The sequence below is a fragment of the Achromobacter sp. 1L-A-4-B-C2 genome, from assembly GCF_057291955.1.
Map to the genome: position 1 here is coordinate 183,344 of NZ_JBXAWP010000001.1, position 24,609 is coordinate 207,952.

The 24,609-nt window shown below is 65.7% G+C and carries 24 protein-coding genes; 14 read left to right on the plus strand and 10 right to left on the minus strand.

What is annotated here, in order from left to right; translation table 11 throughout:
* Positions 1 to 318 precede the first annotated feature (318 nt).
* A complete protein-coding gene (gene infA, locus AC0Z35_RS00890) occupies positions 319 to 582 on the plus strand; it encodes a translation initiation factor IF-1 (RefSeq protein WP_006221179.1) in 264 nt (87 codons plus the stop codon).
* Between the two features lie 175 nt (positions 583 to 757).
* The gene (locus AC0Z35_RS00895) at positions 758 to 1,045 is read left to right on the plus strand and encodes a hypothetical protein (protein ID WP_046804383.1); all 288 of its coding nucleotides are present in this window, start codon (positions 758 to 760) and stop codon (positions 1,043 to 1,045) included.
* Positions 1,046 to 1,078: 33 nt separating this feature from the next.
* Here the strand turns inward: AC0Z35_RS00895 and AC0Z35_RS00900 are convergent, their stop codons facing one another.
* The 3 genes from AC0Z35_RS00900 to mog form a co-directional block, all read right to left on the minus strand.
* Complete coding sequence (locus AC0Z35_RS00900; RefSeq protein WP_485131664.1) at positions 1,079 to 1,900, minus strand: peptidoglycan DD-metalloendopeptidase family protein; 822 nt, start codon at positions 1,898 to 1,900, stop codon at positions 1,079 to 1,081.
* 53 nt (positions 1,901 to 1,953) lie between these two features.
* Positions 1,954 to 2,292 (minus strand): hypothetical protein, encoded by a 339-nt coding sequence (locus tag AC0Z35_RS00905; protein WP_046804382.1) that lies wholly within the window; start codon positions 2,290 to 2,292, stop codon positions 1,954 to 1,956.
* A 63-nt stretch (positions 2,293 to 2,355) separates the two neighbouring features.
* Entirely contained in the window at positions 2,356 to 2,988 is a 633-nt protein-coding gene (gene mog / locus AC0Z35_RS00910) for a molybdopterin adenylyltransferase (protein WP_319307536.1), read from the minus strand.
* Between the two features lie 289 nt (positions 2,989 to 3,277).
* On the opposite strand from mog, the gene AC0Z35_RS00915 reads away from it, so the two are divergent.
* The 4 genes from AC0Z35_RS00915 (at position 3,278) to AC0Z35_RS00930 (ending at position 6,942) form a co-directional block, all read left to right on the plus strand.
* Positions 3,278 to 4,402 carry a D-alanyl-lipoteichoic acid biosynthesis protein DltD gene (locus AC0Z35_RS00915; protein ID WP_104144594.1) on the plus strand — a complete coding sequence of 375 codons (1,125 nt, stop codon included), beginning with the start codon at positions 3,278 to 3,280 and terminating at the stop codon, positions 4,400 to 4,402.
* A 52-nt stretch (positions 4,403 to 4,454) separates the two neighbouring features.
* Positions 4,455 to 4,580, plus strand: coding sequence for a hypothetical protein (locus tag AC0Z35_RS00920; protein ID WP_255221300.1), 126 nt, complete (start codon positions 4,455 to 4,457; stop codon positions 4,578 to 4,580).
* A 106-nt stretch (positions 4,581 to 4,686) separates the two neighbouring features.
* Entirely contained in the window at positions 4,687 to 6,162 is a 1,476-nt protein-coding gene (locus AC0Z35_RS00925) for an inorganic phosphate transporter (RefSeq protein WP_104144595.1), read from the plus strand.
* A gap of 123 nt (positions 6,163 to 6,285) precedes the next feature.
* Positions 6,286 to 6,942, plus strand: a complete 657-nt coding sequence (locus tag AC0Z35_RS00930) for a DsbA family protein (RefSeq protein ID WP_485131571.1) — start codon at positions 6,286 to 6,288, stop codon at positions 6,940 to 6,942.
* Between the two features lie 4 nt (positions 6,943 to 6,946).
* Here AC0Z35_RS00930 and AC0Z35_RS00935 read toward each other — a convergent pair whose 3' ends face one another.
* From AC0Z35_RS00935 to AC0Z35_RS00945, 3 genes are all read right to left on the minus strand, one after another.
* Positions 6,947 to 7,561 carry a glutathione S-transferase family protein gene (locus AC0Z35_RS00935; RefSeq protein WP_120156729.1) on the minus strand — a complete coding sequence of 205 codons (615 nt, stop codon included), beginning with the start codon at positions 7,559 to 7,561 and terminating at the stop codon, positions 6,947 to 6,949.
* A gap of 70 nt (positions 7,562 to 7,631) precedes the next feature.
* Positions 7,632 to 7,946 carry a chaperone modulator CbpM gene (locus tag AC0Z35_RS00940; RefSeq protein ID WP_046804377.1) on the minus strand — a complete coding sequence of 105 codons (315 nt, stop codon included), beginning with the start codon at positions 7,944 to 7,946 and terminating at the stop codon, positions 7,632 to 7,634.
* 2 nt (positions 7,947 to 7,948) lie between these two features.
* The gene (locus AC0Z35_RS00945; protein WP_319307561.1) at positions 7,949 to 8,890 is read right to left on the minus strand and encodes a DnaJ C-terminal domain-containing protein; all 942 of its coding nucleotides are present in this window, start codon (positions 8,888 to 8,890) and stop codon (positions 7,949 to 7,951) included.
* A gap of 223 nt (positions 8,891 to 9,113) precedes the next feature.
* Between AC0Z35_RS00945 and AC0Z35_RS00950 the strand changes: the two genes are divergently transcribed.
* From AC0Z35_RS00950 to fabI, 6 genes are all read left to right on the plus strand, one after another.
* Positions 9,114 to 9,443 carry a DHCW motif cupin fold protein gene (locus AC0Z35_RS00950; RefSeq protein ID WP_046804375.1) on the plus strand — a complete coding sequence of 110 codons (330 nt, stop codon included), beginning with the start codon at positions 9,114 to 9,116 and terminating at the stop codon, positions 9,441 to 9,443.
* Positions 9,444 to 9,619: 176 nt separating this feature from the next.
* Positions 9,620 to 10,255, plus strand: a complete 636-nt coding sequence (gene yfcF, locus AC0Z35_RS00955; RefSeq protein ID WP_219990906.1) for a glutathione transferase — start codon at positions 9,620 to 9,622, stop codon at positions 10,253 to 10,255.
* 261 nt (positions 10,256 to 10,516) lie between these two features.
* The gene (locus tag AC0Z35_RS00960; RefSeq protein WP_485131570.1) at positions 10,517 to 13,144 is read left to right on the plus strand and encodes a DUF3141 domain-containing protein; all 2,628 of its coding nucleotides are present in this window, start codon (positions 10,517 to 10,519) and stop codon (positions 13,142 to 13,144) included.
* Positions 13,141 to 14,085 carry a phosphate acetyltransferase gene (locus AC0Z35_RS00965; RefSeq protein ID WP_120156734.1) on the plus strand — a complete coding sequence of 315 codons (945 nt, stop codon included), beginning with the start codon at positions 13,141 to 13,143 and terminating at the stop codon, positions 14,083 to 14,085. The genes AC0Z35_RS00960 and AC0Z35_RS00965 overlap by 4 nt, the downstream gene beginning before the upstream one ends.
* 81 nt (positions 14,086 to 14,166) lie before the next feature.
* Positions 14,167 to 15,360 (plus strand): acetate/propionate family kinase, encoded by a 1,194-nt coding sequence (locus AC0Z35_RS00970; RefSeq protein ID WP_104144600.1) that lies wholly within the window; start codon positions 14,167 to 14,169, stop codon positions 15,358 to 15,360.
* 26 nt (positions 15,361 to 15,386) lie between these two features.
* Complete coding sequence (gene fabI, locus AC0Z35_RS00975; RefSeq protein WP_104144621.1) at positions 15,387 to 16,181, plus strand: enoyl-ACP reductase FabI; 795 nt, start codon at positions 15,387 to 15,389, stop codon at positions 16,179 to 16,181.
* Positions 16,182 to 16,183: 2 nt separating this feature from the next.
* On the opposite strand, the gene AC0Z35_RS00980 is transcribed toward fabI, so the two are convergent.
* Positions 16,184 to 17,875 (minus strand): SulP family inorganic anion transporter, encoded by a 1,692-nt coding sequence (locus AC0Z35_RS00980; RefSeq protein ID WP_185975369.1) that lies wholly within the window; start codon positions 17,873 to 17,875, stop codon positions 16,184 to 16,186.
* Between the two features lie 340 nt (positions 17,876 to 18,215).
* On the opposite strand from AC0Z35_RS00980, the gene AC0Z35_RS00985 reads away from it, so the two are divergent.
* Positions 18,216 to 19,199 carry a Bug family tripartite tricarboxylate transporter substrate binding protein gene (locus tag AC0Z35_RS00985; RefSeq protein ID WP_104144601.1) on the plus strand — a complete coding sequence of 328 codons (984 nt, stop codon included), beginning with the start codon at positions 18,216 to 18,218 and terminating at the stop codon, positions 19,197 to 19,199.
* 102 nt (positions 19,200 to 19,301) lie between these two features.
* Here the strand turns inward: AC0Z35_RS00985 and AC0Z35_RS00990 are convergent, their stop codons facing one another.
* From AC0Z35_RS00990 to tkt, 3 genes are all read right to left on the minus strand, one after another.
* Positions 19,302 to 20,498: a phosphoglycerate kinase gene (locus tag AC0Z35_RS00990; protein ID WP_046804369.1), complete on the minus strand. Its 1,197-nt coding sequence runs from the start codon at positions 20,496 to 20,498 to the stop codon at positions 19,302 to 19,304.
* A 93-nt stretch (positions 20,499 to 20,591) separates the two neighbouring features.
* Positions 20,592 to 21,602: a type I glyceraldehyde-3-phosphate dehydrogenase gene (gap, locus tag AC0Z35_RS00995; RefSeq protein ID WP_046804368.1), complete on the minus strand. Its 1,011-nt coding sequence runs from the start codon at positions 21,600 to 21,602 to the stop codon at positions 20,592 to 20,594.
* A gap of 14 nt (positions 21,603 to 21,616) precedes the next feature.
* Positions 21,617 to 23,653, minus strand: coding sequence for a transketolase (gene tkt, locus AC0Z35_RS01000; protein ID WP_314359802.1), 2,037 nt, complete (start codon positions 23,651 to 23,653; stop codon positions 21,617 to 21,619).
* A 217-nt stretch (positions 23,654 to 23,870) separates the two neighbouring features.
* Between tkt and AC0Z35_RS01005 the strand changes: the two genes are divergently transcribed.
* Complete coding sequence (locus AC0Z35_RS01005) at positions 23,871 to 24,602, plus strand: 16S rRNA (uracil(1498)-N(3))-methyltransferase (RefSeq protein WP_485131569.1); 732 nt, start codon at positions 23,871 to 23,873, stop codon at positions 24,600 to 24,602.
* Positions 24,603 to 24,609: the final 7 nt, after the last annotated feature.

Below are 24,609 nucleotides of genomic sequence, written 5' to 3' on the forward strand. Positions count from 1 at the left end.
CGGCGACGTCACGACTGTCCCACGCGCCGCAGCCCTCTGCGCCGCAAGGCACGCAGCAAAAGTTCCAACCCGCTTCTTCCGGTGCTGTGCGCTTGCACGGTATCGCGACCAAGCCGCGCCGTGCGCGCACATTGCCCACGCTGCGCGAGTATCCGTCATTTCAGACATCCACCCGGGATGCCGTGGCCATTACCCGCGCTTGCCCGAACGTTTTACGTTCAACCGCTGGACCTGGTTATCTGTGTCCAACGCGCTTGCCGCTTCGTGCGGCGCGTCATGCCGCCGGCCTGGCTGCGCGTATTGATCAAGGAGTAGAGAATGGCTAAAGAAGAACTCATCGAATTGGATGGCATTGTTGACGAAGTGCTGCCCGATAGCCGCTACCGCGTCAAACTGGACAACGGCATCGAAGTTGGCGCTTACGCCTCCGGCCGTATCCGCAAGCACCGCATCCGCATCCTGGCGGGCGATCGCGTCACCCTGGAAATGTCGCCGTATGACCTGACCAAGGGCCGCATCAACTTCCGTCACAAAGACGAGCGCGCACCCGCGCCGCACCGTCCCCAGCAATACCGCCGTTAAGTCAGGACCTCAGGGCCGGCCACAAGGCCGGCTCCCTGTCTTTATGTCGCACCGGTCCGGGGCCTTACCGCCCTTAAGGCCAAACCGCGACATGCCGTAATGCGTGGAACGTCCGTTCGTGAAAAAATGGCAACCCGGTCAGGCGCAATGTCTGGCGGGATACGCATGAAGCAAGATGGATTTCACAGAAGAATTGCAAGCCGCTGCTGACCAGCTTTCCCGGACGCGAAGAAAATTCGCCAAAGGGGAGGAAGGGCTGCGCCTGCTGCGTCAATCGCGCGAGGCGTTCATCAACAGCCTGCGCAACACCGGCCTGACCTACGCCGAAGCCAAGATCAAGTACGACAACTGCCTGGACGAACAGGAAGCCGAACAGCTTCATGTGCGCCAGCAGATGGAATATGCCGAGCGCATGCATCAGTTCGTGCTGAACAAAATCGCGCAGCAGGCCGCCACGGCGTAACGCGCCGGCCGGGCAGCCACGCCCGGCGCTGCATCAGGGCTTGAACGCCCCGATGAAAATGGCGGGATCGACCCGCGCATCGTTCAGGCTGACATTCCAGTGCAGGTGTGGCCCCGTGGCACGCCCGGTGGCGCCCACCTTGCCCACCACGCCGCCACGCGGCACCTCATCCCCCACCTTCACGTCAATGGCCGACATGTGGCAGAACATGCTGATGAAGCCCTGGCCGTGGTCGACGAACACCGTCTTGCCGTTGAAGAAATAATCCCCCACCAACACCACCACACCCGCCGCCGGCGACTTGATCGGCGTGCCCGCGGGCACGGCAAAGTCCAGGCCCGAATGCGGGTTGCGTTCCTGCCCGTTGAAAAAGCGGCGCAGCCCGAACGGGCTGGATAGGCGGCCACCGCTTACCGGACGGTCCAGCAACAGGTTGCTGGGCGTGACGCCGGCGCGGTAGGTCCGGTTGGCCGCGCTTTGCTCGGCCATTTCGCGTTCGATGCGCTTCATGTCGTCCGGGTTGGGGTCGACCTGACGCGGATTCTTCAAGGTGATGTGCTGCGCCACGTATTCCTTGGCGCCCACCGAGAACGACACCTTGCGTTCGCCGTTGGCATCGCGCACCACGGCCTGCTGCTCGCCCGGTTTGACGCTAAGCGGAATGCCAAGCACGGCGATCCACCGCTTGCCCTCTTCGCGCACCACCATCACGCGGCGGTCCAGGAAGGTGACCTCGGGCGCACGGTCGGCATCGCCCAGCGGCAGGATGGCAACGCCGCCCGGCACGGGCGCGTTCAGCTTGCGCGAAATAAAGCCTTGCTGCGTGGCGGCACGCGCCGGCAGGCCGCAAGCCATGGCCGCCACCGCAAGGCCCAGGCGCAGAACGTCGCGGCGCAGGATCAGACGGCTTACAGGCACAGGTTCGCCGGTTCGATGATGCTCTGGTCGCGGCGGGCGATGCGCGTGGACAGGCGCGCTTCGGTCTTGCCCTTCCAGGTAGTCGTGCTGAGCACGGCTTCGACACCCAGGCTGTCTTCCTGGACCAATTCAAACCCGTTGCGGATTTCCTGGCGCTTGAAGTTAACGCCCATGTTCTTCCAGGCGTCGGCCACGCACGTCGTGTAGTCGTCGGCCGTGCGCTGGGTGGCGCCGTAGAAAACGGGGTCGCGCTTGCGCACGTCTTGCACGTTGGCGCAGGCTGACAAGGCGGTTAGGACGGCGAGGGACAGGGCGATGCGAACCTTCATGACGGTAGGACTCTTTAGGCAAATAAGTGGACGGAGCGGCCAAAACTATAACGCAGCAGCCGGTCAGGACTGCGGGGCGCGACGGGCCGATTTGGGACGGAAGGCGTCGATGATCTCGGGGCGGGTCTCGGCGTACGGCCCGCCGATCAGGTCGATGCAATACGGGATCGCGGCGAAGATGCCCGGCGCGATCACCGTGCCGTCATCGCCCTTCAAGCCTTCCAGCGTTTCACGGATGGACTTCGGTTGGCCCGGCAAGTTCACGATCAACGCGGCGTGCGACGGTGTTTCGCGGATGACCGCCACCTGGCGCGACAGGATCGCGGTGGGCACGAAGCGCAGGCTGATCTGGCGCATCTGTTCGCCAAAGCCGGGCATTTCCTTGGTGCCCACGGCCAGCGTGGCCTCGGGGGTGACGTCGCGGCGGGCGGGGCCGGTGCCGCCCGTGGTCAGCACCAGGTCGCAACCGCGGATGTCCACCAGTTCAATCAGTGTTTCGGAAATACGCGCGGGCTCGTCGGGAATCAGGCGGTCCACCGCCTGCCACGGCGACACCAGCGCCGTCCCCAGCCATTCCCGCAAGGCGGGCAGGCCCTGATCCTGGTAAACGCCGGTGGCGGCGCGGTCAGAGACGGACACCAGGCCGATGATCAGGTCGTCGGGATGGCGGCGGGCGATTCGGGTGGGCGTGGTCATAGGCGGTGGCGATGGCTGAAAGCGACAAGGGGGAACGGGTCCGCCGGGCGATAAGGCGGGCGGCGCGGCGGTCAATCATGGAAATCCAGAAGACGGCCGCGATGACGATGCTATCGCATTCTTTCCCAGGAGAAAGGCGTCCCCGCCCCCACCAACCCGCCCGCGGACGTGTGGCAAAAAAGCGAATCGTCCGTGGCCCCGGTTTCGCGCGCTTGTTTGCGTCATGGGGCCTGGATAACATCCGCTAACAAAATACTTCCCTGGCTGGCCCGTCGCGCCTGTTGTCTCCATGTTCAAACGCACTTTACGGCAGCACGCGCTGGCCGCCGCGCTGGCCCTGACGGCCGCGGTCGCCGCGGGATGGCTCGCCTGGCATACGCTGGCATTGAAAACGGAACCCGTGCCCGCCGCCGCCCCGGGCATCTACATTCCCAACCTGGGCAATACGCTGCAAGAACAGACGCGCAACCTGTCGCGCCTGAGCCAGGCACTGCGCACCGGCGACCGGGTGGTGATCCTGGGGTCTTCCGAGCTGACCAGCAACGACCTGCGCTTTGTCCCCTACCGCTATCTGGCCGACGAGTTACAGATGCCGGTGCTGGCCTACGGCCATTCGGGCTTCCAGTCCCTGGGGATGCAGCTGGTGCTGGCTGCACTGGCCGATGACCTGTCGCCCGCCTCGCGCGTGGTGGTGATGTTGTCGCCCGGATGGTTCGACGGCGATGGCGGGCTGGGCGCCGACGAATTCAAGGAACACGCCAACCCGCTGCTGCCCCGGCTGCTCAAGCAACCCGAAGGCCGCGCCGAACTGGCACGCTGGCTGCGCGACAAAGGTGATGCGGGCGTGGCTTGGTCGATGATGACCGAGCAGGCCTATGTTTTCAGGCAACGGCTGGTCGACCTGTGGACACCGGCCCATGCCGCCCCCGCCCCCGAGCGGGAACGCGAGGGCCCCGCTGCTGCTGCCCGCGTGGTGGATTGGGACGCACTGGCCGAAGAGGCGCAACGTGCCGAGCAGGACTTGATGACCGGCAACCGCTACGCGGTGCGGGACGACTTCTTCAACAAATACCTGCGGACCCTTCCCGAGGGCGGCAAAACCGCGTACCTGCCGCAACCCCTGACAGGCCGCGACGAACTGCGCGAACTGACCGCCCTGATGGCGCTGCTGCACCAGCATGGCGTGAATGCGCTGTTTGTCATGCAACCGCTGCACCCGATGGTCTTCAAGGACCTGAACCGTTTCCAGCCCGTGCAAGAGGAAGTGGGCGCCCTGTGCCGGCGCTATGCGATGACGTGCATGGATATGTACGACGCCCCCTTTGAAGTGGGCATGCTGCGCGACGTGCAGCATCTGGGCGAGCTCGGCTGGCTGCGGGTGAACCAGAAGATTGCCCAGGTGTTCCGGCCATGACCCCTGCCCGCCCCGCCCCTGGCCAGACCTTTCCCGCTGGAGGGATGCCGCAATGAAAAGAACGCTGTGGCTGTGCCTGCTTTACCTCGGCGTGTTCGCCGTGCTGCTGATCCAGGCGGACACCTCCGCCAATCTGGGCAAGCCGATGGAGATCGAGTTCCAGTATTCGAAATTCTGACGGCGCGCCCCCAGGGCGGGGAAAATTGGTTGTCCAACGCAACCAGGGCCAGGTCACAAATCTGCAATAATCGGCTCCTCACGCCGGAACCTCGCCCCCCGCCTCCATGTTCGACCTCTTCCACGGCCTTGATCTCTGGGTCGGCCTCAGTCTTGTGCTGGCCCTGACATTCGTCCTGGCCTTCGAATTCATCAATGGTTTCCACGACACGGCGAACGCCGTGGCCACGGTCATCTACACCAAGGCCATGCCGCCGCATCTTGCGGTCGTGCTGTCCGGTATCTTCAATTTCCTTGGCGTGTTGCTGGGCGGCGTGGGCGTTGCCTACGCCATCGTGCACCTGCTGCCGGTGGAATTGCTGATCAACGTGGACACCGGCCGCGGGCTGGCCATGGTGTTCGCCATGCTGGCCGCCGCCATCGCCTGGAACCTGGGCACCTGGTACTTCGGTATCCCCGCGTCCAGTTCGCACACGCTGATCGGCTCGATTCTTGGCGTGGGCCTGGCCAATGCACTGATCACCGACCTGCCGCTGGGCGAGGGGGTCAACTGGGGCAAGGCCGTGGACATCGGCATGTCGCTGGTGGCCTCGCCGATAGCCGGATTCATCGTCGCGGGTGGGCTGCTGTTGCTGCTCAAGCGCTGGCTGCCCACCTCCAAGATGCACAAGACGCCCGAACAGCGCCGCGCCATCGACAACAAGAAGCACCCGCCGTTCTGGAACCGGCTGGTGCTGGTGCTGTCAGCCATGGGCGTGAGCTTTGTGCACGGGTCCAACGACGGGCAGAAGGGCATCGGACTGATCATGCTGGTGCTGATCGGCATCGTGCCGGCCAACTTCGTGCTGGATACGACCAGCACCACCTACCAGATCGAACGCACCCGCGACGCCGCGAACCACCTGAACGTGTTCTACCAGCGCAACGAAGCCATGCTGGGCGACTTCCTGGCGCTGAAGCGGGCGCCGGCCGCGTCCGACCTGCCGCGCAACTTTCGCTGCGACCCCGAATTGACCGTGCCCACCATCGCCGCGCTGCAAACGGACCTGGCCGGTGTCGCCAACTACGCCGACCTGTCGGCCGACAAGCGCATTGACGTGCGCCGCTACCTGCTGTGCCTGGACGACACCGCCAAGAAGGTCGCGCGCATCGAAGGGCTGCCCGCCCGCGAACGCGCCGACCTGCAACGCCTGCGCGCCGACCTGACCGCCACCACCGAATACGCCCCCTTCTGGGTGATCGTGGCAGTGGCCCTGGCGCTGGGCGCCGGCACCATGGTGGGATGGCGCCGCGTAGTGCTGACGGTGGGCGAAAAGATCGGCAAGCAGGGCATGACCTACGCGCAAGGCATGTCGGCGCAGGTGACGGCCGTGGCAGCCATCGGGCTGGCCAACGTGTTCAGCCTGCCGGTATCGACCACCCACGTGCTGTCCTCGGGCGTGGCCGGCACCATGATCGCCAACAAGAGCGGCCTGCAAGGCAATACGGTGCGCAACATCCTGCTGGCCTGGGTGCTGACGCTGCCCGCCTCGATGGCGTTGGCGGCCGCGCTGTTCTGGATCGGCGTGCAGTTCACCGGCTGACCGGCTGACCGGCTGACCGGCTGACGTCTTTGCCGGCCGTGCGGGCAATCTGCACGGCCGATGCAACACTCTGGCGATCACGTCAGGCTTTTTCCGCCCGCAGCCCGCGTCTACCATCACGCCATGGCTACCCAAACCCCCACCCTGCATTACATCTTCGACCCGCTTTGCGGCTGGTGCTACGGCGCCGCGCCGCTGGTGGACGCCGCCCGCGATATTGCCGGCCTGCACGTGGCGCCGCACGGCGGCGGCATGATGACCGCGGGCAACCGCCAGCCCGTCACCGACGCGCTACGCCGCTATGTCATGCCGCACGACGAACGCATCGCCGGCCTGACCGGCCAGGTCTTCGGCAAGGACTATTTCGACGGCCTGCTGCGCGACAGCGGCGCGGTGTTTGACTCCGAGCCCCCCACCACCGCCATCCTCGCCGCCGAGCAGCTTGACGGGCGCGGGCTGGACCTGCTCAAGCGTTTGCAGCACGCCCACTACGTAGAGGGCCGCCGCATTGCGGACCCGGCCGTGCTGGGCATCCTGGCGCGCGACATCGGGCTGGACGGCGCAGCGTTCGACGCCGCCTATGGCGCGGCGCAAGGAGCCGACACGGCAGCGCACATCGCGGCCAGCCGGCAGTTGCTAGCCCGGGTAGGCGGCAGCGGTTTCCCCACGTTTGCGCTGGAACTCGGTGGCGTTTACACGCTGCTGGAACCGGCTCGCTACCTGGGCCGCCCCGCCCAATGGCAGGCCGACCTGCGGCAACGGATCCAAGCGGCGGCTTAGGCGGTCAGGACTCTTCGATGTCGCCGTCGCGTTGCAGGGCCCGGTGCATGGCCGGGCGCGCGGCCAGGCGTTCGATGTAGCCGTTGAACACGTCCGATTCGGCAATCACGTTCACCTGCATCATGTATTGCAGCGAACCGCCCAGCACGATGTCCACGGCTGAAAACGCGTCGCCCAGGAAAAAGGGCCGGGCTTGCAACACGCGGGTCAGGACCTGTTCGACTTCGTCGGCCGACCCCCACCCCGGTGCGCCGGCATGATGCGGCTGCTTGAAGGCGCGTTCGACCATGGCCGGCTCGAACACCCCGGTGGAATACGCCAACCAGGTCAGATACGGGCCACGATTGGGGTCGCCGATGCGCGGACCCAAGCCTTTCTCGGGGAACAGATCAGTCAGGTACAGCGCGATGGCAGGGGTTTCAAAGATGGGCACACCGTCGTGCACCACGGCCGGCACCTTGCGGTGCGGATGAATGTCGATGTAGTCGGCGGGCATGTGCCCGGCGCTGTCGGTGCCCCGGATGGACACCATTTCGGTGTCGTACGGCACACCCAGTTCTTCAAGCAGCCACAGAACCCGGAACGAGCGCGAACGCGGCGCATGGTAGAGCGTAAGCATGGTCGGCCTCCTTTGGACACCGACCATTTTGCCTGGGCTTGCGCACGGGCGAAAGACGTCAGATTGCGGATTATTCCGCCGCGCCCAGGGCCCGCAATTGCGCTTTCAGCCGCCGCACTTCCTGGCTCAGGTCCAGGATCAGTGCCACGGCATCCAGGCTGGCGCCGAAATCGTGCTCAAGCTTGCGAGCATGCAGCGCGCGCTGCAAGTCCATGCTGTAGAAGCACCATTGCTCGGGTTGGCGGCCGTCGGCGTTGACGATGCCGACCTCGACCAATTGGGCAACCCATTCCACTTCCGCGTTGCAGGCGCGGGCCAGGTCATGCGCGCTGAGCGGCTGGGATTTGCCCACGACGGTGGCGCTGGTGATGACAACTTTGTTCATGGTCAAACCCCCATGTGGCGTCGCGGGTTGAACGGCGCATCCTGTTGCAGCTTGCGGTAGGCCGCCTTGGCCGCCTCGCTATCGGCGGGCGGCAACACCAGGTCCAGCACCAGATACAGGTCGCCCGGGGGATCACCGGGAATGCCGCGGCCGCGCAGGCGCAGCTTGCGGCCGTTGCCCGACCCCGCCGGAATCGAGACTTCCACCGTGCCGCCGGGCGTGGGCGCGTTCACTTTCGCGCCCAGCGCGGCCTCCCAGGGCGCCACCGGCAGGGTCATGTAAAGATCACGGCCATCGGCGCGGTAGCGCGCATTCGGCTTGAAGCGCACCTCCAGATACAGGTCGCCGTTTTCGCCGCCGCCGTAGCCGGGCATGCCTTGCCCCGACAGGCGGATGTATTGGCCTTCGCGTACGCCCGCGGGGATGCGCACGCTCAGGGTGCGCGTTTTCATCTGTGGGCGTCCCTGCTCGTCCATTTCCATGGACCGCAGGCTGATGTCGCGCGTGGCGCCCTTGAGCGCGTCTTCCAGGTCCACTTCGATGGCGGCGTGATGGTCGTCCCCGCGCGCACGAAACTCCTGCTGGCGCGCGCCGCCGCGTTGCCCGCGGCCGCCGAACAACGACGAAAAAAAGTCGCTGAACTGCGCCTCGTCGCCGGGCGCCGCGCCTCGGTGGAATTCGAAACCTTCGTCCCATCCGGGCGGGGGCTGAAAGCCACCGTCGGGCGACACGCCGGCGGCCAGGTTGTCATAGGCCAGCCGCTTTTCCTGGTCGCGCAAGACGTCATAGGCTTCGTTGACGTCGCGCATGCGGGTCTCGGCGTCGCTTTCCTTGCTGACGTCGGGATGGTATTTGCGGGCGAGTTTGCGGTATGCGCGCCGGATCTCGTCTTCCGACGCGCCGCGCTCCACCCCGAGAATGCTGTAGTAGTCCTTGAACTCCATATGCCAGCTCACCTTAAGGGTTTCGGCCGCCGCGGGCTGTGCCGTATCCGGCCTGGGATATCAAGAAGATAGGGGTTGCGGACCGATTTATCAATGCGCAATATCAGACCAAATCGCGGATGCGCCCTGTCACCCGAGTGGCGTAGTATCTGTTTTTACCGGTGCTGTTACCGGCGTTTTACCGGTGGCCCCGCCACCGCCCTACCCCCACGCAGGATCCACGATGAAGATGAGCAACATCCCCTTCGGCACCACGGACTGGTCCGAAGTCGAACGCACCGAACACGCCGGCGACACGGGCATGGCCTACTGGCGCACCCGCCAATTTGGCGACGTGCGCGTGCGCATGGTCGAATACACGGCGGGCTACCTGGCCGACCACTGGTGCACCAAGGGACACATCCTCTTCTGTCTGGAAGGCGAGCTGCACACTGAACTGGAAGACGGCCGCCAGTTCGTGCTGACCCCCGGCATGAGCTACCAGGTGGCCGACCAGGCCGAGCCGCACCGTTCGTCCACCACCACGGGCGCCAAGCTCTTCATCGTGGATTGATCCCGCCAGCGCAACGAGCGCAGCGAGCGCAACGATGCAATGCCACGGGGACGCACTGACGCGGCCACGCGACACGCAAAATTGCAGTTGCGTTACGCTTTGAAAATCATGCGGCACACCGCCGCGTGTCGATGCATTGCCACCTGCCAGACCCCTCGCCTGACCGGAGACTAGATTTGGGCGCCCCGATTACGCTTTACGTTGATTCCCAGTTCCTTAGCCCCTACGCCATGTCGGTGTACGTGGCGCTGACCGAAAAGCAATTGCCTTTCGAAGTGCGCCCCATCGACCTGAACGCCGGTGAGCAACGGATGCAGCCCTACCAATGTCGGGCGCTGACTGCCCGGGTCCCCGCGCTGACGCATGACGATTTCAACCTGACGGAATCCAGCGTCATCGCCGAATACCTGGAAGAGGTTTTTCCCGCGCCCAAGCACGCCGCGCTGTATCCGTCGGGCGTGCGCGAACGCGCCCGCGCCCGCCAGTTGCAGGCGTGGCTGCGCAGCGACCTGGCCCCCTTGCGCCAGGAGCGCCCCACCGAAACCGTGTTCTACGACACCCCGGGGCAGCCCTTGTCGGACGCCGCGCATGCTGCCTCGGCCAAGCTGACACAGGTGGCCAGCTATCTGATCGGGGTGGGCCAGACCACGCTGTTCGACGATTGGTGTATTGCTGACCTGGACCTGGCCGTGATGCTCAAGCGCCTGGCGCTGGATGATTTGCCCGACCCGTTGCGCGCCTACGTCGACGCGCAGTGGCAACGCTCGTCTGTTCGGAAATGGCTGGAGCACAACGCCGCCGCGCGCGACTAAGCGCCTGTTCCCGCCACGGCGCCGTGGCAGCAGCCACTGCACGACCGTCTTGCAAGCGACGCTGCCGCCCACCGGGGTCCGGCAGCGTTGTCGGACACATCTGAAAAGCAGGGACGCTTAACGCTTTTTTGCAGGCCCCCCTCCGACTTATGTTGCGGCGCAGCATTCGTTGCGGTGTAATGGGGAGGTCAACTTGGCCGGTTCCACTCGGGGCCGGCCCGGCGGCACGTCGCCGCCGGAAGCAACTTACAGGAGATCGCCATGGCCGATTCCGGCAACGATCGCGTCCCCGCCCCGCCCATGAACCCCTGGACGGCCGCCTACGAATACGCCTTGGACGCCTGGCAACGCGGCGTGCTCTACGCCGACGTGCTGCGCCAGCGCGGCAACCAGTACCACGACCACATGGCCAAGCGCGCGCCCAACGTGCTGAGCATGGAGTCCGAGTTTGTGCTGGACGGCCGCGAGCTGCCCCGCCCCGTCAACTACGGGCTGCTGCGCATCAAGCCGCCCGAAGGCGTGGAAACCGACCCGATCAAGCGCCCTTTCCTGGTGGTTGACCCGCGCGCCGGGCACGGCCCGGGCATCGGCGGCTTCAAGCCGGAAAGTGAAATTGGCGTAGCCATTCGTGCCGGCCACCCCTGCTACTTCGCCACCTTCCTGCCCCAGCCCATGCCGGAGCAGACCGTCGAAGATGTGATGATGGCCGAAGCGCGCTTCCTGGAAGAAATCATCGCGCTGCATCCCGATGCGGAAGGCAAGCCCGTGGTGGTGGCCAACTGCCAGGCCGGCTGGCAGATCATGATGACCGCCGCCATACGCCCCGAACTGTTCGGCCCGATCATCGTGGCCGGCGCCCCGCTGTCGTACTGGGCGGGCTGGCGCGGGATGAATCCCATGCGCTATTCCGGCGGCTTGCTCGGGGGCAGCTGGCTGACGGCAATGACCAGCGACCTGGGTAACGGCAAGTTCGACGGCGCCTGGCTGGTGCAGAACTTCGAAAACCTGAATCCCGCCAATACGCTCTGGTCCAAGCAGTACAACCTGTATTCCAAGGTGGACACCGAGGCCCAGCGCTACCTGAGCTTTGAAAAATGGTGGGGCGGCCACGTCTTCTTGAACGGCCCCGAAATCCAGTACATCGTGGACAACCTGTTCGTGGGCAACCGCCTGGCCACGGCCGGCCTGGTCACCTCGGACGGCATCCGCATCGACCTGCGCAATATCCGTTCGCCCATCGTGGTGTTCTGCTCGAAGGGCGACAACATCACGCCCCCGCCGCAAGCACTGGGCTGGATCCCCGACCTGTACCAGAACGAAGCCGAAGTGCTGGCTCATGGCCAGACCATCGTCTATGCCGTGCACGAAAGCATCGGCCACCTGGGCATCTTCGTGTCGGGCAGCGTGGCCCGCAAGGAACACCAGGAGTTCACGTCGAACATCGACATGATTGACGTCCTGCCGCCGGGCATCTACGAGGCCGAAATCGCCGACAAGACGCCCGACACGCCCAACGCCGACCTGGCCTTTGGCAACTACGTGCTGTCGTTCGAGCAGCGCACGCTGGATGATGTGCGCACCATTGTCGACCGCAAGGAAGAGGACGATCGGCGCTTTGCCGCCGTGGCCCGCATTTCGGACATCAACCTGGGCATGTACCGCAGCTTCGTGCAACCGTGGCTGCGCGCCATGGTCACGCCGCAGTCGGCGGAATGGGCGCAACGCCTGCATCCGCTGCGCTTGCCCTACGAGCTGATTTCGGACCGCAACCCGGCCATCGCGCCCATTGCGAAGGTGGCGGAACAGGTTCGCGCGCACCGCCAGCCGGTGTCCGAGTCGAACCCGTTCCTGATGGCGCAGGAAATGTTCTCGAACTGGGTCGAAACCAGCCTGAACATCTGGCAGGAAATGCGCGACTCGGCGGACGAACGCACGTTCATGGGCGTGTACGGATCGCCGCTGGTGCAGGACCTGGCCGGGCTGGGCGCACGGTCCGGCCCCCCGCGCAAGCACCCGGGCGTGTCGCCCGAGCATCGCCGCTTCATGGAAGAACGCACGGCGGACCTGCGTTCGCTGTTGCAGGAAGGCGGCCTGCGCGTGGCCGCGATCCGCATGCTGCTGTACGTGTCCGGCGCGGAAGGCGGTCTGGACGAACGCAGCTTTGCACTGATCCGCAAAGTGCGCGCCGAGTCCGACAACGCCATGACGCTACAGGAGTTCAAGGACACCATACGCGACCAGGCCCTGATCCTGACGCTGGATTCCGACGCCGCCATTCAGGCGATGCCGCGCCTGCTGGACAAGTCATCGCCGGCCGCGATTCGCGACGCGCTGAACACCATGAAGCACGTGCTGGAAGCGGCCGAACCGCTGAGCCCGGCCGCGCGCGAAAGCCTGACGGAAATGGAGCGCATCTTCGAAGCCGCCGAACGCCGTGCACAGAAGCGCGAGCAGAGCCACGCGCCCGCGCAGCTGACGTTGGCCCCGTCGCCGACCGCGCCTTCGTTGAGCTTGATCGACGCAGCCGCCCAGGTACCGGCCAAAACCGCCAAGCCGCACCCGGCAGCCGCCAAATCGGCGGAAGACTCGGTGGCGAAGTCGGCACCGAAGTCCGCAGGAAAGCCCGCCGCAAAGTCGGCTGCAAAGTCGGCTTCAAAGTCCGCTGCAAAGTCTGCCGCAAAGTCCGCAACCCAGGCCGCCGCAATGTCCGATGCCAAGCCTGCCGCGAACAGCACCGGCAAGACAGCCGGGAAGCCGGCTGACACGGCCGGGGCCAAACCCGCCGCAAAGACCGCTGCCAAGCGCGCGGCAAAGCCCGCCGCCAAGTCCGCGTCCAAGTCCGCCGGCACCGCCGGCGCCGGTCAACCCGCCAAGGCCAAGCGCGCATGACACTGCCTACCTCGACGCATTACGACACGCTGATCGCGCGCGCCCAGACGCTGGAGCCCGCCTTCTGCGCCATCGCCCACCCTTGCGACGAACCGTCTTTGTCGGCCGCCCTGGAGGCGCGTGATCTGGGCTTGCTGCACCCCATCCTGGTGGGGCCGGAACAGAAGATCCGCGATACCGCCGCGCAGTTCAAGCTGAACCTGGGCGATGCCCGTATCGTGGATGCGCCGCACAGCCACGCTGCGGCCGAAACCGCCGTGGCGCTGGTGCGCAACGGCGAGGCCACGCTGCTGATGAAGGGCAGCCTGCACACCGACGAACTCATGCACGAAGTCGTCGCGCGCACAACGGGGCTGCGCAGCGGCCGGCGCATCAGCCATGTATTCATCATGGAGGTGCCCACCTATGCCGGCCCGCTGTTCATCACGGACGCGGCCATCAACATTTTCCCGGACCTGGAAACCAAGGCCGACATCATCCGCAACGTGATCGACCTGCATCACGGGCTGGGGCTGGGCGAGCCCCGCGTGGCGATTCTGTCGGCGGTGGAACAGGTCACGCCCAATATTCCCAGCACCATCGAAGCGGCGGCCTTGTGCAAGATGGCCGATCGGGGGCAGATCGCGGGCGGCCTGCTGGACGGCCCCCTGGCGCTGGACAACGCCATCAGCCCCGAGGCGGCGCGCATCAAAGGCATTCGGTCGCCCGTGGCGGGCGTGGCGCAGGTATTGGTCGTGCCCGATCTTGAAGCGGGCAACATGCTGGCCAAGAACCTGACGTTCCTGGCCAACGCTGAAGCAGCGGGCATCGTGCTGGGCGCACGCGTGCCCATCATCCTGACCAGCCGCGCCGACAGCCCGCGTTCGCGGCTGGCCTCGTGCGCGGTGGCGGCCATCTACGCGCACCACCTGAGCCAGCTGGCGGCCCGCCCGCTGATCTGACGCGCGCCTATTGCCGCAAGTATTGCCGCCCCTGTTGCCGCACCTCTCGCCGCTCCCCCACCACCACCGGAACCCAGAGCCATGAGTGACACCCGCGACACCATCCTCGTCATCAATGCCGGCAGTTCCAGCATCAAGTTCTACCTGTACGACGTCGACGGCAACGAGCAACTTGCGCCGCGCCTGGGCGGGCAGCTTGAGGGCATCGGCACGTCGCACCCCAAGCTGCGCGTACGTGACGCGGCGGGCCAGACACTGGTGGAACGCGACATCGCGCCCGGCCATGCGCCCGACGTGCCCAACGCGCAGGAAGTCGTGGGCACGTGGCTTAGCGGCCATCTGGGCGGTACGCCGCTGGCGGTGGGCCATCGGGTGGTGCATGGAGGGCCTGATCTGTCCGAACCCGTGCTGATCGACGACGGTGTGCTGGCCAAGCTGGACACGTTCACGCCGCTGGCTCCGCTGCATCAGCCCAACAACCTGGCGCCCATCCGCGTCATCCGCGAGCGTCGGCCGTGGATACCGCAAGTGGCGTGCTTCGATACCGCGTTTCATCGCAGCCATTCCGACGTGGCCGACCGCTACGCGCTGCCCGAATCGCTGTACCAGGAAGGCGTGCGCCGTTACGGCTTTCACGGCCTGTCCTATGAATACATCGCGCAGCGCTTGAAGCAGGCACTGCCCGAACTGGCCATGGGCAAGATCATTGCCGCGCACCTGGGTTCCGGCGTGTCCGCCTGCGCCATGCATGAAGGCAAAAGCGTGGACAGCACGATGGGCTTCACGGCGTTGGAAGGCCTGCCCATGGGCACGCGCCCGGGCCGGCTGGATGCGGGCGTGGTGCTGTGGATGATGGAACGCGGCATGGACCACGACCAGATCGAACACCTGCTTTATCACGACTGCGGCATGAAGGGCCTGTCCGGCATCAGCAACGACATGCGCGAACTGCTGGCCAGCGACGCGCCCTCGGCCCAGCTGGCGCTGAAGTATTTCGCGTGGCGCGTGGCCGAAGGCATCATCGGCATGGGCTGCGCCATGAACGGCATCGACGGCATCGTCTTTACCGCCGGCGTGGGCGAGAACTCGCCCCAGATCCGGCAGATGATCGTGGACCACTGGGGCTGGCTGGGCATCAAGCTGGACCCCGAGCGCAACGCCCATCAAGGCCCGCGAATTTCCAGCGACGACAGCCGCATCGGCGTCTACGTGGTGCGCACAAACGAAGAGCTGATCATCGCGCAGCACACGCTGGCTTTGGTGCGCCAACGATGAGCAAGCCAACAATGAGCAAGCCGACGATGAACTCCCCCGCCCCCTCCTCTAGCGCGGCGCTGCCGCTGGCCGGCAAGCGCGGCCTGGTCACCGGCATCGCCAATGCGGATTCCATTGCCTGGGGCTGCGCCAAGGCGTTTCGCGCCATGGGCGCCGAACTGGCCGTGACCTATCTGAATGACAAGGCGCTGCCCCACGTCGAGCCGCTTGCGCGCCAGGTGGATGCGCCCTTGCTGATGCCGCTTAACCTGCTGAACGACGGCGAACTCGAAGCCGTGTTCGACCGCATCACGGCCGAATGGGGACAGCTGGATTTCGTGCTGCATTCCATTGCGTTCGCCCCGCGCGCCGACCTGCACGGCCGCGTTACCGACTGCTCGCGCGAAGGCTTCCTGCAAGCCATGGACGTGTCGTGCTGGTCTTTCATCCGCATGGCGAAACTGGCCGAACCGTTGATGAAAAAAGGCGGCGCGCTGTTCTGCATGAGCTACTACGGCTCGCAGATGGTCGTCGAGCACTACAACATGATGGGTCCGGTCAAGGCCGCGCTGGAATCCGCCACGCGCTACCTCGCCGCCGAGCTTGGGCCGCAGGGCATCCGGGTGCACGCGATTTCGCCCGGGCCATTGAAAACGCGCGCCGCATCGGGCATTGCCGAATTCGATGCCTTGCTGGACCGCGCGCAATCCAAGGCGCCCGCGCGCAGCCTGGTGTCCATCGACGACGTGGGCGAAGCCACCGCCTGGCTGGCCACCGACGCCGCGCGCCTGATGACGGGCCAGACGCTGTATATCGACGGCGGCTATCACATCATCGATTAGGCTCAGGCCAAGGTGGCCGGCGGCGCCTGGCGCCAGCGCTCGATCGCATCGACCGCCTGTTCCGGGGTGCCGAAGATCTTGTCGCGGCCGATCTTCTTGACCAGCCCCGAACGCTCCAGCGCCATGCGGAACTGGCCGTGCCCGCCCGCCAGCAACAAGGTGATGTTGCGGGCGTCCAGTTCGCGCTTCAGTTCATAAAGCGCTTCCACCGCATCGGCATCCGCCTGCGTCATGGCCTCGGCATCCAGCACGAACCACTGGGTGTCGGCCGCCGCTTGCTCGATAACGTCGCGCGCGCGGCGCCGAAACGCATCGGCGTTGAAAAACCAGATCGACGATTCAAACAACCAGATCACCGTGCCGGGCACGGGATGCGCATCTGGATTCAGGTGCAGCTTGCCCAATACGGACTCGCCGGGCAGCCGGCCCAGCAGCGCATCGCGCGGGTTGCCCGACACATACATCGCGTACAGCAAGGTCGCCCCCACCGACACCGCCACGCCCCGCAGCACGCCAAAGCCCACCACGCCCACGGCAGCCAGGATGCCAAACGCCAGTTCGATGCGGGAAATTCGCGCCAGGCGCAGGAAGGCCTTGACGTCGAACAGGCTGGCGGCGGCCAGCAACAAGATGGCCGACAGCACCGCCTGTGGCAGCCAGAACAAGGGCGCGCTCAACAGGCCCACCACGATGGCCAACGCCAAGGCGGCGCTGACACTGACCAGCGGCGACGAGCCGCCCGCCACCAAGCCCACCGCCGTCCGCGAATCCGCGCCCGTCACCACAAAACCCTGGAACAGACCGGCCGCCACATTGGCCGCGCCGAAGCCCACCAGCTCGCGGTTGGGGTCCACGTGTTCGCCCGTGCGCGCCGCAAAGCTGCGCGCGGTGACGATGCCGCTGGAAAAGCTGACCACCAGCACGCCCGCCGCGCCCAGCAGAATGCTGTCGACCCCCTCAAGCCGAACCGGCAGGCTGATGCCCGGCAAGCCGGCGGGCACCTCGCCCACCACCGCGATGCCCAGGCTGGGAAAATCGAATAGCCATGACAACAGGCAGCCGCCCACCACCAGCAGGATCGGCCCCGGCCAGGTCGGGCGCCAGCGCTTGAAGGCCACCAGCAACAGGCAGGACGCCAGCCCCAGGCACAGTGTGGGAATCTGGATCTCCTGGATACGGCGCGATAGCTCAAGGAAGGGGTGCACCAGCCCGCTGTTGCGCAGCCCCACCCCCGTCAGCCCGCTCAGTTGCGACAGCCCCAACGTGATCGCCACGCCCGCCATGTAGCCGATCAGCACGGGGCGCGACAGCAGGTTGGCCAGAACGCCCAGCCGCAGCACGCGCGCAATCAGGCAGCCGACGCCCACGGTCAATGCAATGCCGGTGGCGGCCACCAACCGGTCTTCGGGGGAGGTCAGCGCCATGCCGGTCAAGGTGGCGGCGATAAGGGTGCAGGTGGCCGTGTCCGGCCCCACGATCAGCGTGCGCGACGAGCCGAACAAGGCGTAGCCCAACATCCCCGCAATGGCGGCCCACAGCCCGGCCACGGGCGGCACGCCCATCATCGCCGCGTAGGCCAGGCCCACCGGCAGGCCGACGGCGGCCACGCTTAAGCCCGCCATGATGTCGCGTCGTGCCGATTCCCGCGTCATGCCGCGGAAATTATTCAGGCCGGGAAAAAAACGTAGGTTCATGATGCTGCAAGCGACCTGATCGAAGAGACTGCGCGACAACACGCATAGACGGTCAAGGCTACACCAAGGCCAAGCCACGGCAACGGCTTCAGATCAAGTCGCCACGAAATCAGGCGGGCTTTTTCGCCAGCTTCAGAAAAACACGCCGGGGTTCGACGATCCAAAACATTCCCAAAAGGAATGAAGATCGTTGCGTTTTTATCTCTTTTATCGAAATGCCGGATTGCGTAGAGTCCTTCGGCATAAGAAAAGCGGCGCCACGCCGCACCATCGCACACCGACACGGCCTACCGCCCTTGCCACCCGGCGCGGACCCAAGGCCGGCATTTCAGGAGACTCCATGTCCTTGCCCATTCTTCGGCGCGTCAGCCGCGCCCTGGTTCTGACCGCGCTTGCCGCCGGCATCGCCCCCGCTGTCCACGCCCAGACTTACCCCGAGCGCCCCATCAAGCTGGTGGTGCCCTGGCCCCCGGGCGGCGCCACCGATTCCCTGGCGCGCCTGCTGGCGCAACGCCTGACCGACCGCTTGGGCCAGACGGTGATCGTGGACAACAAGGCGGGCGCGGGTGGCAATATTGGCACGGCGTCGTTCGTGCGCGAAAAGGCCGACGGCTACACGTTGCTGATGGCCACCAGTTCGACCAACGCGGCAAACCCGCATTTGTATTCCCGCCTGGGCTTCGATGCGTCCAAGGACTTTGCGCCCGTGGCCTTCGTGGCCGAGATCCCCAACATTCTGGAAGTGCCCAAGCAATCGCCCTTCAAATCGGTGGCCGACCTGATCGCCGGCGCCAAGGCCGAACCCGGCAAGTTGAACTACGGTTCGGGCGGCGTAGGGTCTTCGCAGCATCTGGCGGGCGCGATGTTCAAGCACCTGACCGGCGCCGACGTGCTGCACATTCCGTACAAGGGCAGTGGCCCCGCCGTGTCGGATCTGCTGGCCGGGCAAGTCGACATGATGCTGGACACCGGCTCGCTGGCGCAGGTTCAGGCCGGCGCGTTGCGCGCGCTGGCCGTGGCGTCGCACCAGCGTCTGCCGGCACTGCCGGACGTGCCCACCTTCGAGGAAGCGGGGGTGCCCAAGATGATCGCGTCGGCCTGGTACGGCATCGTTGCCCCCGCCGGCACGCCGCCCGCCGTGGTGCAGCGCCTGAATAAGGAAGTGAACGCCGTGGTGGCCGAGCCCGAGGTCAAGCAGCGCATGGAAAGCATGGGCGCGCTGGTACCGGCGGGGCAAACCGCCGAGCAATTCGGCGCCTTCATCCAATCGGAAATCGCGCGCTACGCGGACATCGTGAAAATTTCGGGCGCCAAGTTGGAATAAGCGCTCCGGACACAGATGAAAAAAAACGCCCTGAAATAAAGGGCGTTTTTCATGGAGAACGGCGCGCGGCAAGCGCCACGACTTGGGCGCTGCCGCCCTGCCTTACTCCGCCGCGCGCGCTTCCAGCACGGCCACGGCAGGCAGGGTCTTGCCTTCCAGGAATTCCAGGAACGCGCCGCCGCCCGTCGAGATGTAGCCGACTTGTTCGCCGATGCCGTACTTGGCGATGGCAGCCAGCGTGTCGCCGCCGCCGGCGATCGAAAAGCCGTCCGATTCCGCGATTGCGCGCGCCACCACTTCGGTGCCGTTGGCAAACTGGTCGAATTCAAACACGCCCACCGGACCGTTCCACACGATGGTGCCGGCCTTCTTCAGGATCTCGGCCAACTGCGCCGCGGTCTGCGGGCCGATGTCCAGAATCATGTCGTCATCGGCCACGTCGGTGGCCGCCTTGACAGTGGCTTCGGCGTCCGCGCCGAATGCCTTGGCGCACACCACGTCCACCGGAATCGGCACGGCCGCGCCGCGCTGCTTCATCATGTCGATCACGGCGCGCGCCTGCTCAACCTGGTCGGGTTCCGCCAGCGACTTGCCGATAGGCAGGCCGGCAGCCAGCAGGAAGGTGTTGGCGATACCGCCGCCCACGACCAACTGATCAACCTTGTCGGCCAGCGATTGCAGGATCGACAGCTTGGTCGACACCTTCGAGCCGCCCACGATGGCGACCAGCGGGCGCTTGGGTTCGTGCAGCGCACGGCCCAGGGCGTCAAGCTCGGCTTCCAGCAAGGGGCCGGCGCAGGCCACGGGCGCAAAGCGCGCGATGCCGTGGGTGGTGGCTTCGGCGCGGTGGGCGGTGCCGAATGCGTCGTTGACGTACACGTCGCACAACGCGGCCATCTTCTTGGCCAGCGCTTCGTCATCTTTCTTTTCGCCGACGTTCACGCGGCAGTTTTCCAGCAGCACGACCTGGCCGTGATCGACCTGAACGCCGTCGACCCAATCGCGCACCAGCTGCACGGGCATGCCCAGCAATTCGGACAGGCGCTGGCCGACCTTGGCGAGCGAATCGGCGTCGGTCAGCACGCCTTCTTTCGGGCGGCCCAGGTGGGACGTAACCATCACGGCGGCGCCGGCGTCCAGCGCCAGGCGGATGCCGGGCACGGATGCACGGATGCGCGTGTCTTCGGAAATGCGGCCGGCGTCATCGAACGGCACGTTCAAGTCGGCGCGGATGAACACACGCTTGCCGGACAGGGCGCCGGACTTGGCCAGCGCGGACAGGGTATTGACCTTGGACATATTTGCTTTCCTACGATAGGCGAACAAAGGGGACGAACCCATTTTCCGCATTGGCGGAAAACAAATCCGTCCCCTATGGACTGACCGTGTTGCTTACTTGGCCGACATCAGCGCGACGGTGGTGTCGAGCATGCGGTTCGAGAAGCCCCACTCGTTGTCGTACCAGGACGAGACCTTGACCAGGCGGCCCGAGACCTTGGTCAGCGACGCATCAACGGTGCTGGAGGCCGGGTTGTGGTTGTAGTCCACCGAAACCAGGGGCTCGGTGTTGTAGTCCAGGATGCCCTTGAGCTCGCCTTCCGACGCGGCCTTCAGGATGCTGTTCACTTCTTCGGCGGTCGTGTCGCGGCTGGCCACGAACGACAGGTCGACCAGCGACACGTTGATGGTCGGGACGCGGATGGCGTAGCCGTCCAGCTTGCCGTTCAGTTCCGGCAGCACCAGGCCCACGGCGGCGGCAGCGCCGGTCTTCGTGGGGATCATGCTCATCGTGGCCGAACGCGCGCGGCGCAGGTCTTCGTGGTAGACGTCGGTCAGGACCTGGTCGTTGGTGTAGGCGTGAACGGTCGTCATCAGGCCGTTTTCCAGGCCCAGCTTGTCGTTCAGCGGCTTGACCAGCGGGGCCAGGCAGTTGGTGGTGCACGATGCGTTCGAGATGACCGTGTCGGTCGACTTGAGCACGCCGTGGTTCACACCGAACACGATGGTGGCGTCCACATCCTTGCCGCCCGGGGCCGAGATGATGACTTTCTTGGCGCCGCCCTTGATGTGCGCGCCGGCCTTTTCCTTGGTCGTGAAGAAGCCCGTGCATTCCAGCACGACGTCAACCTTCAGGTCGCCCCAGGGCAGTTCAGCCGGGTTGCGGTTGGCCAGCACGCGGATCTTGTCACCGTTGACGACCATGAAGTCGCCGTCGACTTCGACGGTGCCCGGGAACTTGCCGTGGGCGGTGTCGTAGCGCGTCAGGTGCGCGTTCGTCTTGGGATCACCCAGGTCGTTGATGGCGACGATTTCGATATCGTGCTTCTTGCCACCTTCGTAGTGGGCACGCAGGATGTTGCGGCCGATGCGACCGTAACCGTTGATGGCGACGCGAATAGTCATACTAAGCTCCTTTTTTACAAAACCTGTTTGACGGTCTCGGCCACCTTGTCGGCGGTCAGCCCGAAGAACTTGAACAATGCGCCGGCCGGGGCGGATTCACCGTAGCGGTCGATGCCGACCACGGCGCCTTCCAGGCCCACGTACTTGTGCCAGAACGCGGTCACGCCGGCTTCGACAGCCACGCGCGGCAGGCCCTTGGGCAGCACGGATTGCTTCCAGGCGGCGTCCTGCTTGTCGAACACGTCGGTGCTGGGCATGGAAACCACGCGCACGGCGATGCCTTCCTTGGCCAGCTGCGCCTGCGCGTCCAGCGCAATGGCCACTTCGGAGCCGGTGGCGATGATGACGGCGCGGGCGCCTTCGGCATCGCGCAACACGTAGCCACCGCGCGCGATAGCGTCCACGGTGGCGGCATCACGGGGCACGAACGGCAGGTTCTGGCGCGACAGCAGCAGCGCGGTCGGGCCGCCGTCGTGCACGTCCATGCCGATGCTGGTCGGGCGCGTCACGGCGGCGTTCCAGGCCACGGCCGTTTCAGCCGTATCGCAAGGACGCCACAACGACAGGTTGGGAATCAGGCGCAGGCTGGCAGCGTGTTCGATGGATTGGTGGGTCGGGCCGTCTTCGCCCAGGCCGATCGAATCGTGCGTGAACACGTGCACCACGCGCTGTTTCATCAGCGCGGCCATGCGGATGGCGTTGCGCGAGTAGTCCGAGAACGTCAGGAACGTGCCGCCGAAGGGCAGGTAGCCGCCGTGCAGCGCCACGCCGTTCATGATGGCGGCCATGCCGAATTCGCGCACGCCGTAGTTGATGTGACGGCCGAACTGAATGCCCTTGTCGCCGGCGCGAACGGCGCCCACGCCCTTCCAGTCGGTGAAGTTGGAACCGGTCAGGTCGGCGGAACCGCCCAGCATTTCGGGCAGCAACGGCGCCAGCGCGGCGATCGCGAATTGCGAAGCCTTGCGGGTGGCGACGGTTTCGGCCTTTTCCAGCGTTAAGGCCAGGAAAGCCTTGAACTGGTCGGCATAACCCTCAGGCATTTCGCCCTTCATGCGGCGCGTGAATTCAGCGGCTTCGGCGGGGAACGCGGCGCTGTAGGCGTCAAACGCGGTCTGCCATTCGGCTTGGGCCGCGGCGCCCGACTTGCGGCCATCCCAGCCGTCATACACGTCTTGCGGAATCTGGAACGGTTCCGACGACCAGCCCAGCGCGGCGCGCGTGGCGGCGATTTCGTCCTTGCCCAGCGGCGCGCCGTGCACGTTGTGCGTGCCGGCCATGTTGGGCGAACCCTTGCCGATAACGGTGCGGCAGATCACCAGCGTGGGCTTTTCCGACTGCGAACGCGCGGCCTTGATGGCGGCGTCCACGGCGGCGACGTCGTGGCCGTCAACGCCCCGGATCACGTTCCAGCCGTAGCCTTCGAAGCGCTTGGCGGTGTCGTCGGCGAACCAGTGTTCAACGTGGCCGTCGATCGAGATGCCGTTATCGTCATACAGCACGACCAGCTTGGACAGCTTGAGCGTGCCGGCCAGCGAGCACACCTCGTGCGAGATGCCTTCCATCAGGCAGCCGTCGCCGGTGAAGGCGTAGGTGTGGTGGTCGACGATGGTGTGGCCGGGCTTGTTGAATTCAGCGGCCAGCAGCGCTTCGGCCAGCGCCATGCCCACGGCATTGCCCAGGCCCTGGCCCAACGGGCCGGTGGTCGTTTCCACGCCCGGGGTGATGCCCACTTCGGGGTGACCCGGCGTCTTGGAATGCAACTGGCGGAAATTCTTGAGTTCGTCGATCGACAGGTCGTAGCCCGTCAGGTGCAGCAGCGCGTAGATCAGCATCGAGCCGTGGCCGTTGGACAGCACAAAGCGGTCGCGGTTGGCCCAGGCGGGATCCTTCGGGTTGTGGCGCAGGTTGCCCGTCCATAAGGCCTGGGCGATTTCCGCCATGCCCATGGGAGCACCCGGATGCCCGGAGTTCGCTTGTTGCACTGCATCCATCGCTAGGGCGCGGATGGCATCCGCCAAGGCAAGTTTAGGGGCGGTCGGATTGCTCATTCGGAAGGCTCTTTGAAGCTGGCGCGCCTACGGGAAATATAGGGGCCAGTTGAGTGGGTTGCGAAGCAGACGATTTTAGCATCAGGGGATTTCCCTCACGCCATCGCCCTTAAGCCCGATGTAAACAAGCGTGTCGCCGGGAATCAAAGTGGTAGGCTACGCGCTCGAATAATCCGATTGCCCGCGCCCTCGTAGCCGCCCTCTTCGCCCGAACCTCATGTCCGCCCCCCGCTTCTTCTGCGACATCGCCCTTTCCGCCGGTACCCGCATCGCCTTGCCCGACGCCCTGGCGCACCACGCGCTGCGCGTGCTGCGCTTGAAAGCGGGCGAAACCGTTGTGCTGTTCAACGGCCAGGGCGGCGAATACCCGGCCGTGCTTGAAGTGGACGGCAAGGCGGGCTACGCCACGCTGGGCGACTTCAACCCGCGCGAAGCCGAGCTTGCCGGGCGCATCACGCTTGTGCAGGGTCTGCCCTCCGGCGACAAGATGGACTGGGTGGTGGAAAAAGCGGTTGAGCTGGGCGCCGCCCGCGTCAGCCCCATTGCCGCGCAACGCAGCGTGTTGCAGTTATCGGGCCCTCGGTTGGACAAGCGCGTGGCGCATTGGCAGCGCATTGCGCAATCGGCCGGCGAACAATGCGGCCGCAACCGCTTGATGGCGGTGGATGCGCCGCAAACGCTTGCCGATTGGCTGGCCCAGCCGGCGGACGGCCTGCGGCTGCTGTGTCACCCGGAAGCCGGCGACGATCTGGCCGGCAAGCTGCGCGCCACGCCGGACTTGCAGGCGTTGACCTTGCTGGTCGGCCCCGAAGGCGGCTGGTCGGACAAAGAACTGGAACTGGCCCGCCAGGCCGGCGTCCAGGCGGTTCGCTTCGGCCCGCGCGTGCTGCGCACCGAAACGGCCGGGCTGGCGCTGCTGGCGGCGGTCAGCGCGTTGATGAGCTGGTAGCGGAAGG

Excerpts from the sequence above, each read along its gene's own strand:
- infA (WP_006221179.1), top strand. The coding sequence starts at position 319 with ATGGCTAAAGAAGAACTCATCGAATTGGATGGCATTGTTGACGAAGTG.
- AC0Z35_RS00895 (WP_046804383.1), top strand. The coding sequence starts at position 758 with ATGGATTTCACAGAAGAATTGCAAGCCGCTGCTGACCAGCTTTCCCGG.
- AC0Z35_RS00900 (WP_485131664.1), bottom strand. The coding sequence starts at position 1,900 with ATGGCTTGCGGCCTGCCGGCGCGTGCCGCCACGCAGCAAGGCTTTATT.
- AC0Z35_RS00905 (WP_046804382.1), bottom strand. The coding sequence starts at position 2,292 with ATGAAGGTTCGCATCGCCCTGTCCCTCGCCGTCCTAACCGCCTTGTCA.
- mog (WP_319307536.1), bottom strand. The coding sequence starts at position 2,988 with ATGACCACGCCCACCCGAATCGCCCGCCGCCATCCCGACGACCTGATC.
- AC0Z35_RS00915 (WP_104144594.1), top strand. The coding sequence starts at position 3,278 with ATGTTCAAACGCACTTTACGGCAGCACGCGCTGGCCGCCGCGCTGGCC.
- AC0Z35_RS00920 (WP_255221300.1), top strand. The coding sequence starts at position 4,455 with ATGAAAAGAACGCTGTGGCTGTGCCTGCTTTACCTCGGCGTGTTCGCC.
- AC0Z35_RS00925 (WP_104144595.1), top strand. The coding sequence starts at position 4,687 with ATGTTCGACCTCTTCCACGGCCTTGATCTCTGGGTCGGCCTCAGTCTT.
- AC0Z35_RS00930 (WP_485131571.1), top strand. The coding sequence starts at position 6,286 with ATGGCTACCCAAACCCCCACCCTGCATTACATCTTCGACCCGCTTTGC.
- AC0Z35_RS00935 (WP_120156729.1), bottom strand. The coding sequence starts at position 7,561 with ATGCTTACGCTCTACCATGCGCCGCGTTCGCGCTCGTTCCGGGTTCTG.
- AC0Z35_RS00940 (WP_046804377.1), bottom strand. The coding sequence starts at position 7,946 with ATGAACAAAGTTGTCATCACCAGCGCCACCGTCGTGGGCAAATCCCAG.
- AC0Z35_RS00945 (WP_319307561.1), bottom strand. The coding sequence starts at position 8,890 with ATGGAGTTCAAGGACTACTACAGCATTCTCGGGGTGGAGCGCGGCGCG.
- AC0Z35_RS00950 (WP_046804375.1), top strand. The coding sequence starts at position 9,114 with ATGAAGATGAGCAACATCCCCTTCGGCACCACGGACTGGTCCGAAGTC.
- AC0Z35_RS00960 (WP_485131570.1), top strand. The coding sequence starts at position 10,517 with ATGGCCGATTCCGGCAACGATCGCGTCCCCGCCCCGCCCATGAACCCC.
- AC0Z35_RS00965 (WP_120156734.1), top strand. The coding sequence starts at position 13,141 with ATGACACTGCCTACCTCGACGCATTACGACACGCTGATCGCGCGCGCC.
- AC0Z35_RS00970 (WP_104144600.1), top strand. The coding sequence starts at position 14,167 with ATGAGTGACACCCGCGACACCATCCTCGTCATCAATGCCGGCAGTTCC.
- fabI (WP_104144621.1), top strand. The coding sequence starts at position 15,387 with ATGAACTCCCCCGCCCCCTCCTCTAGCGCGGCGCTGCCGCTGGCCGGC.
- AC0Z35_RS00980 (WP_185975369.1), bottom strand. The coding sequence starts at position 17,875 with ATGAACCTACGTTTTTTTCCCGGCCTGAATAATTTCCGCGGCATGACG.
- AC0Z35_RS00985 (WP_104144601.1), top strand. The coding sequence starts at position 18,216 with ATGTCCTTGCCCATTCTTCGGCGCGTCAGCCGCGCCCTGGTTCTGACC.
- AC0Z35_RS00990 (WP_046804369.1), bottom strand. The coding sequence starts at position 20,498 with ATGTCCAAGGTCAATACCCTGTCCGCGCTGGCCAAGTCCGGCGCCCTG.
- gap (WP_046804368.1), bottom strand. The coding sequence starts at position 21,602 with ATGACTATTCGCGTCGCCATCAACGGTTACGGTCGCATCGGCCGCAAC.
- tkt (WP_314359802.1), bottom strand. The coding sequence starts at position 23,653 with ATGAGCAATCCGACCGCCCCTAAACTTGCCTTGGCGGATGCCATCCGC.
- AC0Z35_RS01005 (WP_485131569.1), top strand. The coding sequence starts at position 23,871 with ATGTCCGCCCCCCGCTTCTTCTGCGACATCGCCCTTTCCGCCGGTACC.